Below are 16,872 nucleotides of genomic sequence, written 5' to 3' on the forward strand. Positions count from 1 at the left end.
TCACGTTTGTTTCAGTGCCACTCGGAGCTCACTGACCAGTCGCTCTCGTTCGTCGATGGACTGTCGAACTGCCTGGTGAATTGTTGCCACCGTCAATGCTGCCACAGAGCGAGAATTCATCGCGGTGATTGAGTCGGTAATCCGTAGGTCGACCAGAGCGCCCAGCCCGTCGACAGTCGCCGTGACTATCCCACCCTCGCTCGAGACGACTGCCCGCAGAGCGCCGACCCCGTCGACGGCGTCCTGCAAGAGTCCGGTCCGGTGTTTCGCCAGCTCCATGATTCGATCAATCTCGCTCATATCGAACGCATCCAGCTCGACGGAAGGTTCTGGCCCTCGGCGGCGTCGACATCGGCCAGTTCGTCTCGGGTCGCGAGACCGAGCCGATCGAGGATCGCTGCCGGGACTCCGGTCTCTTCGAGCTCCACACGATGGCGGGCGCCGGCCTCGATTGCTGCTTTCGAGCACAGCGTGAGTATCTGTTGCGCCAACCGTTCCCCGCCGTACCGCAGTTCCTCCTGGCTGATCCGCAGGTCCACGGGAATGGCGTGTTCCGTGGCGCGGACCGCGATGGTTTCGGCGCGGTTGACGGCGACGGCTGTGATGATCGGCGGTGATTCCCGCATGTTCTCGTTCATGTTTCCTGTCATTCTGTCGGACGGTAGAAACCGTGAAAGCCCATGCCGCTGTTCGTGGTTCGGATGGCGCTGATTTCGACTGGGTCGCCGGCTTCGATCATCTGGCCGCCGCCGATCACCATCGCGACGTGGCCGTCCCAGACCGCGAGGTCGCCCGGCATCAGATTGTTCTGATCGACCTGGTTCCCGATTCCCTGTTCCTGAGCCAACCTCGGAATATCGACTCCGGCCTGGCCGTACGCCCATTGCGTCAGACCACTGCAGTCCAGACCGACTCCGGGTGTCGTGCCTCCCCAGGCGTACGGGACACCCTGTTGAGTAAGCGCGTTGCGTACGGCAGCAGCGGCCTCGGCGTTCGGTGCGGTGGCAATCGAGCCGTCGGGAAGTTCGACCTCTACTCCACCGACGGAACCAGAACCACCGACGGAACCGGAACCACCGACGGAACCGGAACCACCCACCGAACCGGAGACTCCAGGTGCGGGATCGGGTATCGGGACGGACGGAACGAGTGCGGACATCTTGTCGGTCGACCCCGCCAGCTCACCGCGTACCCGCTCGATAACCGATACCGCGCGTCCGAGGTGCTCCAACGCGGCCGACAACAACATCAATTGGCCCGTCGGTGTCATGAGCGTCGGCCCGGCCTTGATCGCGAGTGTCAGAAACGACTGGAGAATCTCACCGAGTTCGGTCATTCCCGCGTACACGGACGTTGTTGCTTCGTCCACGACGCCGGCGATGTCGGTCCCACGATCGGCGAGGTTTCGCGTCGACGTCTGCGTCTGCTCGGTTTTGGTCACCGCAGCGGTGAGTGCCGTGGACGAGCTCTGAGAGGACGCCAATTCGCTCAGAGCAGCGCTTCCCAATTGGTATGCGATCTCGAGGGCGTCCGTAGCGATTCGGATGCCGACGTCGGGTCCACTTGCGCTGGGGACGCCAGTCCCGACAATGTCGACCAGATCGATGATCGGTCGTGCGAGTGCGTCGACGTCGATCATGAGCGTGCGGCTTCAGCGAGAGTCGTTCGTACCGATTCCTCGGAGTCGAGATAGATGGCGTGAGCGTCGCGGGTGGCTGACTGGACGCTGGAGATCACAGCGGACAGTCGATCGATGTCGTCGATGTGCGCTTGCTGTGCTCGGCTCGCGACATCGACGAAGTCGCCGCCGATCAGCCCCAGCGCAGCGGACAGAGCCAAGTGATCGCCACCCGCCGCGTCCTGTCGAGCTTGCGCGACGTTGTCGGCAACAGTGCCCAACCGCGTGGCGAACTCCGCGATGCTTTCAGTGTCCAGATCCAGATTTGTCAACTTGTCTTCCCCCCGTTGCGCTTACTCCTTCTTGGACGCCGCGCGGGGTGCTCCGGTTCCCGAGGAACTATTCTGATGGTCATGCAAACGCACGTAGTCGACCATCCGCTCGCGGCGGCCCTCTTGACGACAATGCGTGATGCACGCAGTGAGAACGCAACTTTTCGTTCCGCACTTCGCAGGCTCACGCACATGCTGGTCTACGAGGCCATGCGTGACGCGGAGGTCGAGGAGTTTCCGGTCGACACCCCGGTAGCAGCGACGACGGGCATCCGGCTCGCGAAGCCGCCGTTGTTGGTACCCGTGCTGCGGGCCGGTCTGGGCATGGTCGAACAGGCGAGTGCGCTGATTCCGTCGGCCGGCGTCGGCTTTGTCGGAATGGCACGTGACGAAGAGACTCATCAGCCGGTTCCGTACCTCGAATCCCTGCCTGCGGATCTGTCCGGTATCCCGGTGTTCGTGCTCGATCCGATGCTCGCCACCGGTGGCTCGATGGTGCACACCATCGACTTGCTGGTTGCGCGTGGCGCGACGGATGTCACGGCAGTGTGCGTCGTGGCCGCTCCGGACGGCGTCGACGCGCTGGCAGCGTCCGGCCACCCGGTTCGTCTGGTCATCGCGAGCATCGACGACGGACTCGACGAGAACGCTTTCATCGTCCCCGGTCTCGGTGACGCCGGCGATCGGCAGTTCGGACCCCGCTAGAGCGAAAGGGCGAAGGTTCGGAGTTCGGCCAGCCGGGCCTTCGCCTGCTCTAGTGCCTTCGCGAGGTCGTCGCGGTTCGCCACCGGGACGACAACTTCGAGATAACACTTGAGCTTGGGCTCGGTTCCGGACGGCCGGACAACCACGCGGATCGACGGCCCGTCGAATATCACTGCGTCGGTGCGCATACCGCCGCGAACCAGGGACAAGTCCTCGGTCGTGACCGGCTCACCCGCGAGTTGGCCAGGCGGATCGGCGCGTAGCCGTTTCATCATTTCCGCGATGTCGCTCGAATTTTCGACGCGGCGGGACACTTGGTCCCCACGATGCAGTCCGAATTCAACGGCATAGTCGCCTAGAACGTCCAACAGGGTTCTGTTGCTGCCCGTGAGGGTGGCAGCCAAGTCGGCCACCAGGACGGCAGCTGAGATTCCGTCCTTGTCCCGCACCACATCCGGATCGACGCAGTGCCCGAGCGCTTCCTCGTAGGCGTAGACGAGTCCGTCGCCGGCGCGCGTGAGCCACTTGAATCCGGTGAGTGTCTGCGCGAACCTGGCTCCGCGAGCTTTCGCCAACTTCGAGAGCAGAGTCGAGGAGACGATCGTCGTCGCCACCAACGAATCTTCGGGCGCCGAGTGCAGTACGTGGTCGGCCAAAAGCACCCCGGTTTCGTCGCCGCGCAACATGCGCCACTGATCACCGTCGCGAACTCCGACGGCGCAGCGGTCGGCATCCGGGTCGAGTGCGATCGCCAGATCCGCGTCGACACTTCGGGCAAGGGCGAGCAGGCGGTCTGCGGCGCCAGGCTCTTCGGGATTGGGGAACTCGACGGTCGGAAACGTGGGGTCGGGATCGAACTGCTCCGCCACGACGTGCACGTCCTCGAATCCTGCTGCTCGCAGAGCCGCGGTCGCAGTCTCCCCGCCGACGCCGTGCATTGCCGTGAGCGCAATCCGGATCGAGCGGGCGTCGCCGTGCGGGAGGGTCGCGATGCGGGCGATGTACTCCGCGACCAGAGAATCGTCGGCCGGAATCACCGATGCTCGCGCGACGTCGGCGGCACTACCGATGCGGGCGATCTCGCTCTCGATTTCACGATCGGCGGGGGAGACGAGTTGCGCTCCGCCCGAGAGATACACCTTGTAACCGTTGTCGGCGGCAGGATTGTGGGAGGCGGTGATCTGGATACCTGCCGCTGCCCCGAGCCTGCGCACCGCGAACGCCACCAGCGGTGTCGGCAGTGGGCGGGGGAGCAGGGTCACCTCGAACCCGGCCGCTGCCATGACCTCGGCGGCGGCGAGAGCAAATGCCTCTGAACCGAGCCGGGCGTCGCGGCCGACCACAACGCGGGACCCGCCCTGGCAGCGAGCTGTCAGCCAGGCCGCCAGACCGGCCGTGGTCCGGATGACGACCGCGAGGTTCATGCCGTTGGGTCCGCCGCGCACCGGCCCGCGAAGCCCAGCAGTGCCGAACGTCAGTGGTGCGGAAAAGCGTTCGGCCAGTTCATGTTCGGAAAGGGCTGCTAATTCTGCGCGGGTAACTGGGTCCGGATCGGCGTCGATCCACTCGGTGACGTTCAGTGGTGTCACAGCTGCTCGACCAGTTGACGCAGCAGCACTCCCATCCGGGCCGCCGAGGCTTTGCCTGCCGCCAGCACTTCCTGATGGTCGAGCGGGGCGCCCGTGATTCCGGCGGCCAGATTGGTGACCATGGAGATGCCGAGAACGCGGGCGCCGAGCGCGCGGGCCGCGATGGTCTCGTGAACCGTCGACATGCCGACCAGATCGGCGCCGAGTGTACGAAGCATTCGAATTTCGGCCGGAGTCTCGTAGTGCGGACCGGGAAGCCCGGCGTAAACACCCTCGGCAAGGTCCGGGTCGATCGAGCGAGCCAGCGCGCGCAGTTCCGGCGAATAGGCGTCGACCAGGTCGACGAACTCTGCGCCGACGAGGGGAGAGCGGGCCGTCAGGTTCAGGTGGTCACTGATCAGCACCGGTTGACCGACTGTGTAGTTTTCGCGGATACCGCCGGCCGCATTGGTGAGGATGACCGTGTCGGCGCCGGCAGCAATGGCTGTCCGGACCGGGTGGACGACGGTACCGAGATCGTGGCCCTCGTATGCGTGCGCGCGCCCGAGCAGCAGCAGGACTTCGGTGTTTCCGACGCGCACCGAACGAATGGTGCCCGCGTGACCGAGCGCGGACGGTGGGGCGAAGCCAGGAAGATCCGCCATCGAGACTTCGGCTGTCACGTCCGCACCGGCGTCGCCGAACACGTCTGCGGCATCGGTCCACCCCGACCCGAGCACGATGGCGACTGACGGTGACGAAGAGCCAGTCATGGCGGACAGAGCAGCGGCGGCGGCCTCGGCGATCGTTCCCATGTGAGCAACCCTACTGAGGAGTCGGGTCGGTTCGCCGGGTGAGTTGGCGGGCGTTACTCTCCCATCCATGCCTTATCTCGAACGCGACGGCGACGTATTCATCCTGTACCTCGGCAACGAGGGCGAAACGGACAACGAGAACCGCTTCGGCCCTGAGTGGATCGACGCTGTTCACAGCAAGTTGGACGAAGTCGAAGCGCACGAGGGACCCGCAGCCCTGGTGACGACGGCGACGGGCAAGTTCTACACGAACGGCCTGGACACGACGTGGATCTTCGGCAATCTCGACGGTCTGCCCGGCTACCTGGACAAGGTCCACACCATCTACAGCCGTTTGTTGACCTTCCCGATGGCCACGGTCGCGGCGGTGCAGGGGCACGCGTTCGGCGCCGGCGCCATGCTCGCGTCCTCGCACGACTTCCAGATCATGCGCGCGGACCGCGGCTTCTACTGCCTCCCCGAGGTCGGACTGAACATGCCGTTCACTGTCGGCATGTCAGCACTGTTGAACAGTCGTCTGCCCAAGCAGACGGCAGTCGACGCGATGACGACGGGGCGTCGATTCGGCGGCGCCGACGCGCTTGCTGCCGGCATCGTGCAGGAAACGGTCGACGGCGACGGAGTACTCGCCGCAGCAGTGACCAAGGCGTCGGCACTGACGTCGACTCACGGCAAGAACTTGGCGGGAATCAAGGCAGGCATCCACCGCGATGCTCTTGCGGACCTCGCTCAGGTGACTGACAAGAGCAACTTCTCCTTCGGGTGAGACAATGATCGCGTGAACCAGAATGTCGACAGCGCAGTCAGGTCCGTAGAGGCCGATCTGATTGCGCTGTCGCATTCGATTCACAGCGATCCGGAACTTGCCTTCGAGGAGTTCCGCAGCGCTGCCAAAGTGTCGGACCTGCTGGCGCAGCACGGTTTCGCGGTCACTCACGGGATCGTCGATCTGCCGACGGCATTCGATGCCACCTACGGCAGCGGAGAGTTGGTCATCGCGATCTGCGCCGAGTACGACGCGCTGCCCGAGATCGGTCATGCCTGTGGGCACAACATCATTGCCGCCGCCGCGGTCGGGGCCGGCATCGCGTTGGCTACCGTGGCCGACGAACTGGGGATCACCGTCCGAGTGATCGGTACTCCCGCGGAGGAAACCGGTGGCGGCAAAGTTCTGATGCTCGAGCGTGGTGCATTCGACGGCGTCGGCGCGGCCATGATGGTTCATCCAGGACCGATCGACATCATCGGTGCCACCTCGCTGGCCCTGGCGGACATCGCCGTCAGCTATCACGGTCGCGAAGCGCACGCCTCTGCTGCGCCGGAATTCGGTCGTAATGCCGCCGATGCCGCGACGCTCGCGCAGGTGGCGGTCGGACTGTTGCGCCAGCACCTCCAGCCAGGGCAACAGATTCACGGAATCGTCAGTGATGGCGGCACTGCTCCCAACATCGTTCCGGCTCGGTCCGAACTGCTGTACTACCTGCGTGCCGAGACGGCCGCGTCGTTGGCCAATCTGTCCGAGCGTGCCGACGCCTGCTTCGCCTCGGGCGCACTCGGCACCGGATGCACCCACGAAATCCGCACGGTATCGCCCACTTACACCGAGTTGACCCCCGATCCGTGGCTGGCGGCGGCGTACCGTGAACAGATCGTCGACCTCGGGCGGGTGCCACTGGCAGCGGAATGGGAGCGCTCCCGTCCACTGGGTAGTACGGATATGGGTAATGTGACCAATGTGATTCCGGGAATTCACCCGGTCATAGGCTTGGATTCATCGGGGGCAGTGACACATCAGCCGGAGTTCGCGGCCGCGTGTATCACCACCTCCGCAGATCGAGCGGTAGTCGACGGTGCAATTGCGTTGGCCCGCACTGCTGTCCGGGTAGCGTCCGATCCAGAACAACGCACCCGTCTGTTGGAAGGGGTAGATCGCCGGTGAACGCGGCAATCGACACGTGGATTCACGCGCACACCGACGACCTCGTCGCGTGGCGTCGACACATCCATGCCAACCCGGAGTTGGCTCGCCGCGAATACGCGACCACCGAATTCGTCGCGACCCGCCTCACCGCCGCTGGGCTGTCGCCGAAGATCCTTCCCGGTGGCACCGGGCTCACGTGCGACATCGGACCTGAGGGGCCGCGAATCGCACTTCGCGCCGACATGGACGCTTTGCCGATGCAGGAGGCGACCGGGGCGACGTACTCGTCCACGGTCCCCGGTGTGTCTCATGCATGCGGGCACGACGCCCACACCACCATCCTGCTCGGCGCCGGATTGGCTCTGGCCACGCTGCCCGAACTTCCCGTCGGGGTTCGGCTGATCTTCCAGCCCGCCGAGGAAGTCATGCCTGGTGGTGCACTCGACGTCATCGCTGCCGGCGCGCTCGACGGCGTGTCCAGAATCTTTGCTCTGCACTGCGATCCGCGACTCGAGGCAGGCCAGGTCGGAATGCGTCTGGGCGCGATCACCTCTGCTGCAGACACGATCGAGGTCGTTCTCGACTCTCCGGGTGGGCACACGTCGAGGCCGCACCTGACCACGGACCTCATCTACGCACTCGGCACAGTCGTGACCGGGCTGCCGGGAATGCTCAGCCGTCGTATCGATCCGCGTACCGGCACCGTGATGGTGTGGGGTGCGGTCAGTGCAGGTCAGGCGCCCAACGCGATTCCGCAGACCGGCATGATGACGGGCACGGTACGTACCGGCGATCACGACACGTGGGAGTTGCTCGAACCGCTCGTGGAAGAAATCGTCCACGGACTGCTCGCGCCCACCGGAGTTCGCTACCAACTCAACTATCGTCGCGGAGTGCCACCGGTCGTCAACGACGAGGTGTCCACTCGGATGTTCGAGGACGCCATCGCGACCGTCGGACAAGATGCTTTGGCGGACACCCCGCAATCCGGTGGTGGCGAAGACTTTTCGTGGTACCTCGAAACTGTGCCGGGTGCGATGGCGCGGCTCGGCGTGTGGTCGGGTGAAGGCGATCAGCTCGACATCCACCAACCCACTTTCGATCTCGACGAGCGTGCACTCGGCGTCGGTGTGAAGGTTCTGACGAGCCTGGTTCTGGGATAGTTCCGGTTCCCGTCGGGGGTACCGTTTTTCGTGTCGTTCGAGTGAAGGTACGGGCATGTCCATAGGTGTGGGAGTGCGAATCGGCACATTGGTGTCGACGGCTGTAGTTGCGTCCAACGATCCGGGTTCGGCCGATCCGGTGGTGTTGGTCAGGGACACGATTCTCAATCAACGCAAGGACGGAACGACCGTGCTCGGCGGTACCGAGCAATTGGGTGCCGGCCGTGAATTCTCGGAATCATGGTCAGGTTTTGTCGGCCGTGTGGGGGACCCGAGTGGCGTCTCCGGAACGGCCGATACCCGTTACCGCGCCGAGGATTTGGTGGCGACGTCGATTCGCTGCCTGTTGCAGGAATGCGAGCCGCTGCCCGATCGTGGTGGTCGAAGTGGGGGAGCGCCCGACATCGTCGCGACCTACCCGTCGCGCTGGGACTCGTCCACAGCGGCCCTCATGCAGGATTCACTGGTCTATGCAGGCCTCGAGCGGGTCACTCTCGTCTCGGACGCCGAGGCGGTCTCGGCGTGGTTCGAGTCGGAAATCGCGGCACTCGCCGGCACGCTGATCGGCATCTATCACGTCGACGACACCGGGGCAGCGGTCACGCTGGTGCGTTCGGGCGTCGCCGCCGGCCGCGCATTCGGCTTCGCCGGCGACGGGAGTTCACCGAGTTCACGCCTCGCGACGGCACTGGGTGCGTTCGGTTGGATGCCGGAGAACCTGGACGCCGTAGTCGTCACCGGTGACGGAGAACCGGCGACAGACAAAGCAGCCATGATGTCCATAGCGGCCGGAATCGCCGAAAAGCTCGGTGTCAGATGTGAACTCGGGCCCGGACCGGAGCAGTCGGCCGCGCTGGGAGCCGCAATTCTGGCTGCCGGTTTCACCTCGACGTCGCACACGATCGTTCCGATCGGTTTGCCGCCTTCACACGACGTGACGGAGGTGTTCGACACTCTCGGACGTGAGAAGGTGGCGGCTGAAACTGCAACCGGGGTGGCAACAGTCGAGCCGGAAACTGCAGTTGTCGCAGGCGAATCGGAGTCACGCGGTTCCAAGCGTGTGCTCATCGGCCTGACGATTGTGGTGGTACTCGCAGCACTTGCAGTGCTCGCGTATTTCCTGCTGCTTTGAGCAGGACAGCTATCTAATCGGTAACACCGTTACCGGGACCCACGTTGCGGCTGTTTCTCGTCCGCAACTCTCGCACGTACTCGGCCGGCGCTCCGGCAATCTCGGCGGCGTCGGCCATCACGCCGATGTAGCGGGCCGACGGCAGCCCGCCTTCGTACGCATCCATGACGTAGAGCCAAGCGAGCACCGCATCGCCTGCGGTGTCGACCCGCACGCGGATCTTGCGGTGCAGACCGAGTTCGGCACCTTCCCAGCGGTCCAGACTCACTTCGTCCTCTTCCGGGACGTCGTAGAGGACCACGAAAACACTGGAATCGGGGTCTTCGACCACGGTGGCAAGAGCCCCCTCCCAGCCGAGGTCCTCGCCGCTGAAGGTCAGGCGCCAGCCTCGCAGCCACCCTGTCCCGGACATGGGCGAGTGTGGGCAGCGCAACAACATCTGCTCGGGATGCATGTTGGAACCGTAGGCGGCATAAATCGACACGGGCGCAAGCCTAAACCGTGGTCCGAGGGTGTGGCGAAGCGGACCACCGGACGCAAGTAATCTGGTACAAGCACTGCGCGACACGTGGTGCTCGAATAGCGTGACACTGGTCGACGGGAGACCCCTGCCGGCCACGCGAGGACTTGGAGGACACATGACCCGGATCGTGATCATCGGTGGCGGACCCGCCGGCTACGAGGCGGCACTGGTAGCCGCGCAGCACGGGGCCACGGTCACCCTGGTCGATTCGGACGGCGTCGGCGGCGCGTGTGTGCTGTTCGACTGTGTCCCGTCGAAGACGTTCATCGCGTCCACCGGAATCCGCACCGACATGCGTCGTGCATCCGACCTCGGCATCACTCTGGATCCGGAGCAGGCTTCGGTGTCACTGCCGAAGATCCACTCCCGAGTCAAGAGTCTCGCGTTGTCCCAGTCCTCGGACATTCGCGCACGGTTGCAGACGGTCGGCGTCGAGGTTCTCTCCGGCACCGCCGAACTGACCGATCCGCTCCTCGGTATGGCAGCACACCAGGTTCGCGCGACGCTCGGAAGCGGCGAGCAGAAGACCATCGACGCAGACGTCGTGTTGATCGCCACCGGCGCCAGCCCCCGCATCATCCCGGGAGCCGAGCCCGACGGTGAGCGAATCATGACGTGGCGTCAGCTCTACGACTTGGACGAGCTGCCCGAGCACCTGGTCGTGGTCGGTTCCGGTGTCACCGGTGCCGAGTTCGTCTCCGCTTACACCGAGATGGGCGTCAAGGTCACACTCGTGTCCAGTCGTGACCGTGTTCTGCCCGGCGAGGATGCCGATGCGGCGCTCGTGCTCGAGGACGCCCTCGCCGAGCGCGGTGTCACCCTCGTCAAGCACGCCCGCGCAGACGCCGTCGAGCGCACCGAGAAGGGCATCATCGTCAAGCTCTCCGACGGCCGCACGGTCGAAGGAAGTCACGCTTTGATGACCGTCGGTTCCGTCCCCAACACCAACGGTCTCGGCCTGGAGCGGGTCGGCATCGAGTTGGACAAGGGTGGATACCTGCGTGTCGACCGGGTCTCGCGCACCACGGTTTCCGGTATCTACGCTGCCGGTGACTGCACCGGACTGCTCCCGCTCGCGTCGGTGGCTGCGATGCAGGGACGTATCGCGATGTACCACGCACTCGGTGAAGGCGTCAGCCCGATCAAGTTGAAGACCGTCGCATCGGCCGTCTTCACGCGCCCCGAAATTGCAACGGTGGGTGTTTCGCAGGCCGCGATCGACAACGGAGAGGTGCCTGCTCGCACCGTCATGTTGCCGCTCAACACCAACCCGCGAGCCAAGATGTCCGGTTTGCGCCGCGGCTTCGTGAAAATCTTCTGCCGCCCGGCTACCGGCGTGGTCATCGGCGGTGTTGTGGTCGCACCCACCGCTTCGGAACTCATCCTGCCGATTGCGATCGCCGTGCAGAACAACCTGACGGTCAACGACCTGGCTCAGACGTTCTCGGTGTACCCGTCGCTGACCGGATCGATCACCGAGGCAGCTCGTCAGCTCATGCGTCACGACGACCTGGACTGAGAACGGACCAGAGTCTTCTTACAATGTGAGAAGTCTGTTTCACATACTGAAGTATTGGTGAGATAGTCGAGATACCGACCGAATCAAGGGTCGGTATCTCGGCGCTCTCCCGCCCCGTTGACCCAGGACGGCTCAGGGTGTTTTCCTCTGACCTTCATTCTGCGTGCCTGGGAGCTTCACATGACACACGCCGCGCTGTCCGCTCGTATGGACGGACTCCGTAGTTCTGCAATTCGCGATCTGCTCACCTTGACTGCCCGACCCGACGTCATCAGCTTGGCCGGCGGACTACCCGATCCTGATTTCATTCCGCGGGAACGAATCTCGAAGGCAGCCCACGACGCACTCGGTGACCCCTCGTCCGTTCAATACGGCGAGACGTCAGGCCTGCGGCGCCTCCGTGAGGTGATCGCCGAGCGCGAATCCTCCAAGATCGGGCGGGCACTCGACGTGTCCGAAGTTGTGATCACACACGGTTCTCAGCAAGGTTTGAGCCTGCTCGCGCAGGTCCTCCTCGACGCCGGTGACGTTGTGGTCGTGGAGGAACCGGCATATACCGGTGCGCTGCAGGTCTTTCGGACGGCGCAGGCTCGTCTCGTTCCCGTCCAGCTGGACGAGGACGGAATGGACACCGACGCGCTCGAGACGAAACTCGCCGCCGGTCTTCGGCCCAAAGTCGTGCACACCGTGAGCAATTTCCACAACCCGCGGGGCGCGGTGCTTTCGGCGCAGCGGCGAGCGCACTTGGCGGCACTGGCGGACCGATACGGGTTCTGGGTTCTCGAGGACGACCCGTACGGCGAACTGTACTTCGGCGAGAAACCGCCCGCACCGCTGGCGGCGTTGTCGGACAGGGTGATTCGGCTGTCCAGTGCTTCCAAAGTGTTGGCACCGGCGCTGCGCGTCGGCTGGCTGCACGGCGACCGAAAGGTCTGCGAGGCGGTCGAACTGATCAAGCAAGGCGCTGACCTGTGCGGGTCTTCGCTCACCCAGCAGATCGCCGCAGACCTCTTCTCCGACGTCGAATGGTTCGAAACGCACCTCGACAAGCTCCGGGAGGGTTACGGCGCCAGAGCGAAGGCGTTGGTCACGGCCGCCGAGACGGAATTGAGTGGGCGTGCACGCTTTTCCGAGGTCCGCGGCGGGATGTTCTGTTGGATGGATTTCGTCGACGACGTCGACACCACCGAACTCCTGGGTGCCGCGCTCGAGCACGGCGTGGCATTTGTCCCAGGTTCGGCCTTCGCGGTCGAAGCTGACCTCGGTCGAAGCGCTCGACTGTGTTTCGCGACGTATCCCGAAGCCGTGCTGGTCGATGCCGTCGGCAGGCTCCGGAAGAGTGTTACCGCAGGTACAGCCTGACCTTGTCGATAGTGTTGCGGAGCAGATCGATCTCCGTGCTCGATGGTGGGGTGGTGATGGTGACGTGCTCGGCGACGGCGAGGTCCCATCCCGTCGACTCTCGGACTTGATCGACCGAGATTCCCTCGTGGACGCTGGTCAACTCCAATTCGCCGCCGGGGCCCTGGTGTGTCAGGACGCCGAGGTTGGTGAATACCTTGGTCACTCCTGCACCTGCCGGCATGATGCCCTTACCGCTGGCGTGGGCGCGGGCGGGGCTGGGTGAGGTGCAGAAGTCGAGCTCGGCCGGAAAGGAACTGAGATCGTGGCGACGCATCACGACGAAGATCTCGGCGGCGTTCGCGATGATCTCGACGGCCCCGCCCGCTCCGGGCAGTCTGACCGTCGGGTTCTTCCAGTCACCGATGAAACTTGTGTTCAGACTGCCCGTTCGATCGATTTGAGCGGCCCCGAGAAATCCGACGTCGACGTTGCCACCTTGCAGGACGTAACCGAAGAGCGCGGCCATGCTCAGCACGGATTCGGCACCGGAGACAACCACGGAGTCCGCGATACCCTCGGCCATTGCCGACGGATGTGCACCGCACACTCCGGATTCGTAGATCAGCTCGACGTCCGGATTCGACGTGTGCCGCGCGAGATCGACTGCGAGCGTGGGTAGCCCAACTCCGGCGAAGACCCGGCGCTTACCCGCCAATTCGCGTGCCGCGACGGCGACGATCGTTTCGGTGGAGGTGGTATTACCGGTGTCGATCGTGGTGGTCATAGTCTGCTCCCGTAGTCGACTGGTGTGGAGAGTTTTGGTCCGACCTCGAGATCCGACCAGTAGTCGGCTCCGAGTTTGGCGAGATACTCGCCGTGACTGTCGAGTGCGTACACCCATTCGTCGAGCCAATTTCTCAGCCGTGAAGGGTCTTTGGAGATTTCGGTCCAGCGTCGGTAGAAGCCGCAATCGCGGTCGTAGTATCCCTGCGCGTACGACGGGTGTGCGCCGCGCGGGCAGACGACAACCGCGTCGACTGCATGCGAGGGAATCAGAGTTCGGCTCGGGTCTGACCTGATGACCTCGTCGTCGACCAGTTCTTCGACAACGACGATTGCCTTCTTCGCGGCGTACACGGCCTCTTGCTGCACCCCGGCGATGCCCCAGATCTGCGCGTTCCCGGACGAGTCCGCTCGCTGTGCGCCGATGATCGTGACATCCGGATTCAATGGCGGCACAACGTAGACGCTCCCGCCGCCGTACGGGTCCTCGACGAGTCTCAGTTGTGGGTTGAGTGCGGGTAGATCACTACCGGCGTACGACCGTAGCGGGAAGAAGGGAAGCCTGGCGGCTCCCGCCTGATACCGGCACACCATGCCGTAATGGCTGTATTCCTCGACTTCGAGGGGGAGCGGGTCCTGGTTCTCGATGCGTCTGCGTAACTCGTACAGAGAACCTGCGGAGCCGCTGGCGAAGAACGAAGCGACCAGCTTTCGGACGCAGCCGGCGGCGACGAGTTGATCGGAAACGATGTCCGGCGTCATCCGGCACAGCGTGAGGTCCTTCCTGCCCTGCCGGATGATCTCGTGTGCCGCGGCAAATGGAATGAGATGCGAAAAGCCCTCCAACGCAACAGTCATTCCGTCGCCGACGTATCGACCGATGGCCTCTTTCATCGAGAGCGTCTTGTCCACGTGTGTACCTCTTCTTACGTTCTCGCGCACTTGGTCGGTTTCGGAAACTTGACATGGTCGGCCGGTGTGGCGCAACAATGTCGGGTGGAAATTCATCAGATCAACGCATTTCTCGCGGTGGCTGAGGAGCTACATTTCGGCCGTGCGGCTCAGCGCCTTCGGATTGCGCAACCGCCGCTGAGTCGAACGATCAGGCAATTCGAGAAACAGCTCGGTTCGCCGTTGTTCGATCGAAGTACTCGAACTGTGCGGTTGACTGCTGCCGGTGAAGCACTGCTGCTTCCGGCGCGCGAAATTCTGGACGCGTGCCGGATGGCCGAGATCGCGGTATCCGCGGCAGGCCAGGGAACGACAGGTCGCGTTCGCCTGGGCTTCGCGGGAACCTCGTCGCACCTACTCGTCGGGCGGTGGGCGAAATTGGTGAGAAAGACGAATCCCGGTATCGAATTTGTGCTCGACAGTTCCGCTTTCGCGAACGAGGCGTTGTTGATGTTGCTCGATCGACGCCTCGACATCGGGATGGTCCGGTGGACCGTCCCGCCGCTCGGGATCACGTCGAGATTGATCGCCGAGGAGAACTTTCTGGTTGCCATGTCGAAAGACCATCCGTTGGCGTCGAGGGAATCGGTTCGGTTGATCGAATTGGAGTCCGAGAATTGGGTGACGCTTCCGGCGGAGCCGGGTTCGATTCTGCGGGAGTCTCTGCTCACTGCATCGAAGAACGCAGGGTTCCTGGCTCGAATCGTGCAGACGGCACCGGATTCGATGTCGTTGATCGCGCTGGTGTCCGCGGAAATCGGATGCTCGTTGACTATTTCGTCGGTGGCCCAAAGCATCGTGAACCCTGATGTTGTCTTTGTTCCCGTCATGGATCCACCTCCTCCCCTTCAACTGCGTATCGCCTGGCGAGATGGAGACGACAGACCTGCTCTTCTCGAAGTGTTGAAATTGTCCGAGCAGGCGCTGCCGTCCCTGGCTTAGACGGTTGCCCTCCCGGTAGGAATTTCACCCGCTTCGGACTTCGGCGAGTTTGCAGTATCGGCAAGAGCGTTCTCGAGTTCGAGCTCGTCGTAATCCGCTTGCTCGGCCGTCGAGAGTTCGCTTGCGTTGTAGCCGGTACGTCGGAGCAAGAGAAGGGTGCAGATCAGCGAGACAAGTGCGTACAGTCCGGACACGATCGCGACCCCGACGATGTTGCCTGACGTGTTGAGCATCCACTGCGCCAGTACCGGAGTTCCGCCGCCGACGACAAGGGAACACAGTTGATACGCCGTCGACAGACCCGTGTAACGGATGTTCGCAGGGAAGGCGCGAGCGAGAACGCCGGCGATGGCGCCGTAGAACATCGAGTGCGGGATCGTGGCGAGACACATCGCAACGACTGCGATGGTGAAGTTCCCGGTTCTGATGGCAAAGAACATCGCGGGCATGAGAACGAACTCCGGTATCACCATCAGGCACATGGCCTTCCGCATGTCTATCTTGGAAACCAGAACGGCCCCGAACGGTTGGACGATGAACTGCACGACAAGTGCGATCGCGATAGCGGCGAGGAATGTGCCGCGGTCGTATCCGAGTTCTTTTGTAGCCCAGGACAATGCGAAGGTGTTCTTGAAATAGGTGACCTGGGCGAGGGGGAGTGCGCCGGCGCCGAGGAGAACCAGCACCCAATGCTTGCGCAATACTTCGGCGAGCGGAAGTTTGACGACCTTCTTGCGGGCGAGAACGGCCTTCATCTCGTCGGACTCTTCGAGTTTCAGGCGAATGATCATGCCGAGGATGACCAGGCCTGCCGAAACGAGAAAAGGGATTCGCCAGCCGTAGAGAAGGAATGACGGCGTCGGCATCGAGGACAGCAGGAAGAATGCGATGGTTGCCAACAGATTTCCCGCGGGGGAGCCCTGCTGAGCGAACGCGGAGTAGAGGATGCTCTTGCCCTTCGGTGCGTTCTCGCTGGCGATGAGTACCGCGCCACCCCACTCACCACCGACCGCAATTCCTTGGATCACGCGAAGGGTGACCAGACCGATCGGGGCCCACATGCCGACCTGCGCGTAGGTGGGGAGGAGTCCGATCCCGACAGTGGCGACGCCCATCATCATCAAGGTGATGACCAGAGTGTTCTTGCGCCCGATCCGGTCTCCGAGATGGCCGAAGATGATCCCGCCGATCGGCCTGGCGAGGAACCCTGCCCACAGGGTGATGAAGGCGAGGAGCGTGCCGACTCCGTTCGGCAGCGTGTCGGAGAAGAAGATCTCGCCGAATACCAGGGCAGCCGCGGTGCCGTAGATATAGAAGTCGTACCACTCGATGGTGGTTCCGATGAATGAAGCGATACCGGCTCTTCGTGCCTTGGCGTTGATCTCCTCGGAACTGCGAGTGGGTGAACTCATGCGTGGCGACCTTTCTCTGCAACATTCGCGGCGCCGAAACGTGGCGCGCCTGAATGAGATTCGCAGAGTGGTGTAGGTCACGTCCAATACCAACTTGGTCGCCTATTGATACCTCAGGAGTATCAATAGGCGACCATGATCAGC

At 63.4% G+C, this 16,872-nt stretch carries 18 protein-coding genes; 8 read left to right on the top strand and 10 right to left on the bottom strand.

Translation table 11 applies throughout. The features are described 5' to 3' along the window. From RA302_RS10235 to RA302_RS10250, 4 genes are read right to left on the bottom strand one after another with little or no spacing between them, the layout of a single operon-like run. Nucleotides 1-300, bottom strand: coding sequence for a YbaB/EbfC family nucleoid-associated protein (locus RA302_RS10235; RefSeq protein ID WP_338480477.1), 300 nt, complete (start codon nt 298-300; stop codon nt 1-3). Continuing rightward, nucleotides 297-638, bottom strand: a complete 342-nt coding sequence (locus RA302_RS10240; RefSeq protein ID WP_024487457.1) for a hypothetical protein — start codon at nt 636-638, stop codon at nt 297-299. Before RA302_RS10240 ends, RA302_RS10235 begins: the two co-directional genes overlap by 4 nt. An 8-nt stretch (nt 639-646) precedes the next feature. Beyond that, a complete protein-coding gene (locus tag RA302_RS10245; RefSeq protein WP_042951361.1) occupies nt 647-1,639 on the bottom strand; it encodes a C40 family peptidase in 993 nt (330 codons plus the stop codon). After that, nucleotides 1,636-1,950 carry a type VII secretion target gene (locus tag RA302_RS10250; RefSeq protein ID WP_338480480.1) on the bottom strand — a complete coding sequence of 105 codons (315 nt, stop codon included), beginning with the start codon at nt 1,948-1,950 and terminating at the stop codon, nt 1,636-1,638. The genes RA302_RS10245 and RA302_RS10250 overlap by 4 nt, the downstream gene beginning before the upstream one ends. 81 nt (nt 1,951-2,031) lie before the next feature. Here RA302_RS10250 and upp point away from each other — a divergent pair, with 81 nt between their 5' ends. Beyond that, nucleotides 2,032-2,655 (top strand): uracil phosphoribosyltransferase, encoded by a 624-nt coding sequence (upp, locus tag RA302_RS10255; RefSeq protein WP_338480482.1) that lies wholly within the window; start codon nt 2,032-2,034, stop codon nt 2,653-2,655. Here the strand turns inward: upp and RA302_RS10260 are convergent. After that, the gene (locus RA302_RS10260; protein ID WP_338480484.1) at nt 2,652-4,244 is read right to left on the bottom strand and encodes a phospho-sugar mutase; all 1,593 of its coding nucleotides are present in this window, start codon (nt 4,242-4,244) and stop codon (nt 2,652-2,654) included. The two genes, upp and RA302_RS10260, sit on opposite strands and share 4 nt — an antisense overlap. Next, nucleotides 4,241-5,038 (bottom strand): purine-nucleoside phosphorylase, encoded by a 798-nt coding sequence (locus RA302_RS10265; protein ID WP_020907041.1) that lies wholly within the window; start codon nt 5,036-5,038, stop codon nt 4,241-4,243. The genes RA302_RS10260 and RA302_RS10265 overlap by 4 nt, the downstream gene beginning before the upstream one ends. 67 nt (nt 5,039-5,105) lie before the next feature. Between RA302_RS10265 and RA302_RS10270 the strand changes: the two genes are divergently transcribed. The 4 genes from RA302_RS10270 to RA302_RS10285 are packed head-to-tail and all read left to right on the top strand — an operon-like array spanning nt 5,106 to nt 9,254. Beyond that, entirely contained in the window at nt 5,106-5,804 is a 699-nt protein-coding gene (locus tag RA302_RS10270; RefSeq protein WP_019747702.1) for an enoyl-CoA hydratase-related protein, read from the top strand. Nucleotides 5,805-5,816: 12 nt separating this feature from the next. Beyond that, nucleotides 5,817-6,977: a M20 family metallopeptidase gene (locus tag RA302_RS10275; protein WP_020969164.1), complete on the top strand. Its 1,161-nt coding sequence runs from the start codon at nt 5,817-5,819 to the stop codon at nt 6,975-6,977. Further along, a complete protein-coding gene (locus RA302_RS10280; RefSeq protein WP_003940741.1) occupies nt 6,974-8,122 on the top strand; it encodes a M20 family metallopeptidase in 1,149 nt (382 codons plus the stop codon). The genes RA302_RS10275 and RA302_RS10280 overlap by 4 nt, the downstream gene beginning before the upstream one ends. Before the next feature lie 55 nt (nt 8,123-8,177). Then, on the top strand, nt 8,178-9,254 hold the full coding sequence (locus RA302_RS10285) for a hypothetical protein (RefSeq protein ID WP_019747704.1): 1,077 nt from the start codon (nt 8,178-8,180) through the stop codon (nt 9,252-9,254). Nucleotides 9,255-9,267: 13 nt separating this feature from the next. Here the strand turns inward: RA302_RS10285 and RA302_RS10290 are convergent, their stop codons facing one another. Further along, nucleotides 9,268-9,738 carry a gamma-glutamylcyclotransferase gene (locus RA302_RS10290; RefSeq protein ID WP_003940753.1) on the bottom strand — a complete coding sequence of 157 codons (471 nt, stop codon included), beginning with the start codon at nt 9,736-9,738 and terminating at the stop codon, nt 9,268-9,270. Between the two features lie 154 nt (nt 9,739-9,892). Here RA302_RS10290 and RA302_RS10295 point away from each other — a divergent pair, with 154 nt between their 5' ends. After that, nucleotides 9,893-11,296: an NAD(P)H-quinone dehydrogenase gene (locus RA302_RS10295; protein ID WP_020969166.1), complete on the top strand. Its 1,404-nt coding sequence runs from the start codon at nt 9,893-9,895 to the stop codon at nt 11,294-11,296. A 180-nt stretch (nt 11,297-11,476) separates the two neighbouring features. Beyond that, complete coding sequence (locus RA302_RS10300; RefSeq protein WP_060938877.1) at nt 11,477-12,658, top strand: PLP-dependent aminotransferase family protein; 1,182 nt, start codon at nt 11,477-11,479, stop codon at nt 12,656-12,658. Here the strand turns inward: RA302_RS10300 and RA302_RS10305 are convergent. Next, nucleotides 12,639-13,424 carry a CoA-transferase gene (locus tag RA302_RS10305; RefSeq protein WP_211917052.1) on the bottom strand — a complete coding sequence of 262 codons (786 nt, stop codon included), beginning with the start codon at nt 13,422-13,424 and terminating at the stop codon, nt 12,639-12,641. The two genes, RA302_RS10300 and RA302_RS10305, sit on opposite strands and share 20 nt — an antisense overlap. Next, nucleotides 13,421-14,335: a CoA-transferase gene (locus tag RA302_RS10310; protein WP_019747708.1), complete on the bottom strand. Its 915-nt coding sequence runs from the start codon at nt 14,333-14,335 to the stop codon at nt 13,421-13,423. The genes RA302_RS10305 and RA302_RS10310 overlap by 4 nt, the downstream gene beginning before the upstream one ends. An 84-nt stretch (nt 14,336-14,419) precedes the next feature. Between RA302_RS10310 and RA302_RS10315 the strand changes: the two genes are divergently transcribed. Continuing rightward, nucleotides 14,420-15,316, top strand: coding sequence for a LysR substrate-binding domain-containing protein (locus RA302_RS10315; protein ID WP_020907047.1), 897 nt, complete (start codon nt 14,420-14,422; stop codon nt 15,314-15,316). On the opposite strand, the gene RA302_RS10320 is transcribed toward RA302_RS10315, so the two are convergent. After that, a complete protein-coding gene (locus RA302_RS10320; protein ID WP_019747710.1) occupies nt 15,313-16,728 on the bottom strand; it encodes an MFS transporter in 1,416 nt (471 codons plus the stop codon). The two genes, RA302_RS10315 and RA302_RS10320, sit on opposite strands and share 4 nt — an antisense overlap. Between the last annotated feature and the right edge of the window lie 144 nt (nt 16,729-16,872).

Source organism: Rhodococcus sp. DN22 (assembly GCF_036669995.1).
GTDB lineage: Bacteria > Actinomycetota > Actinomycetes > Mycobacteriales > Mycobacteriaceae > Rhodococcus_F > Rhodococcus_F erythropolis.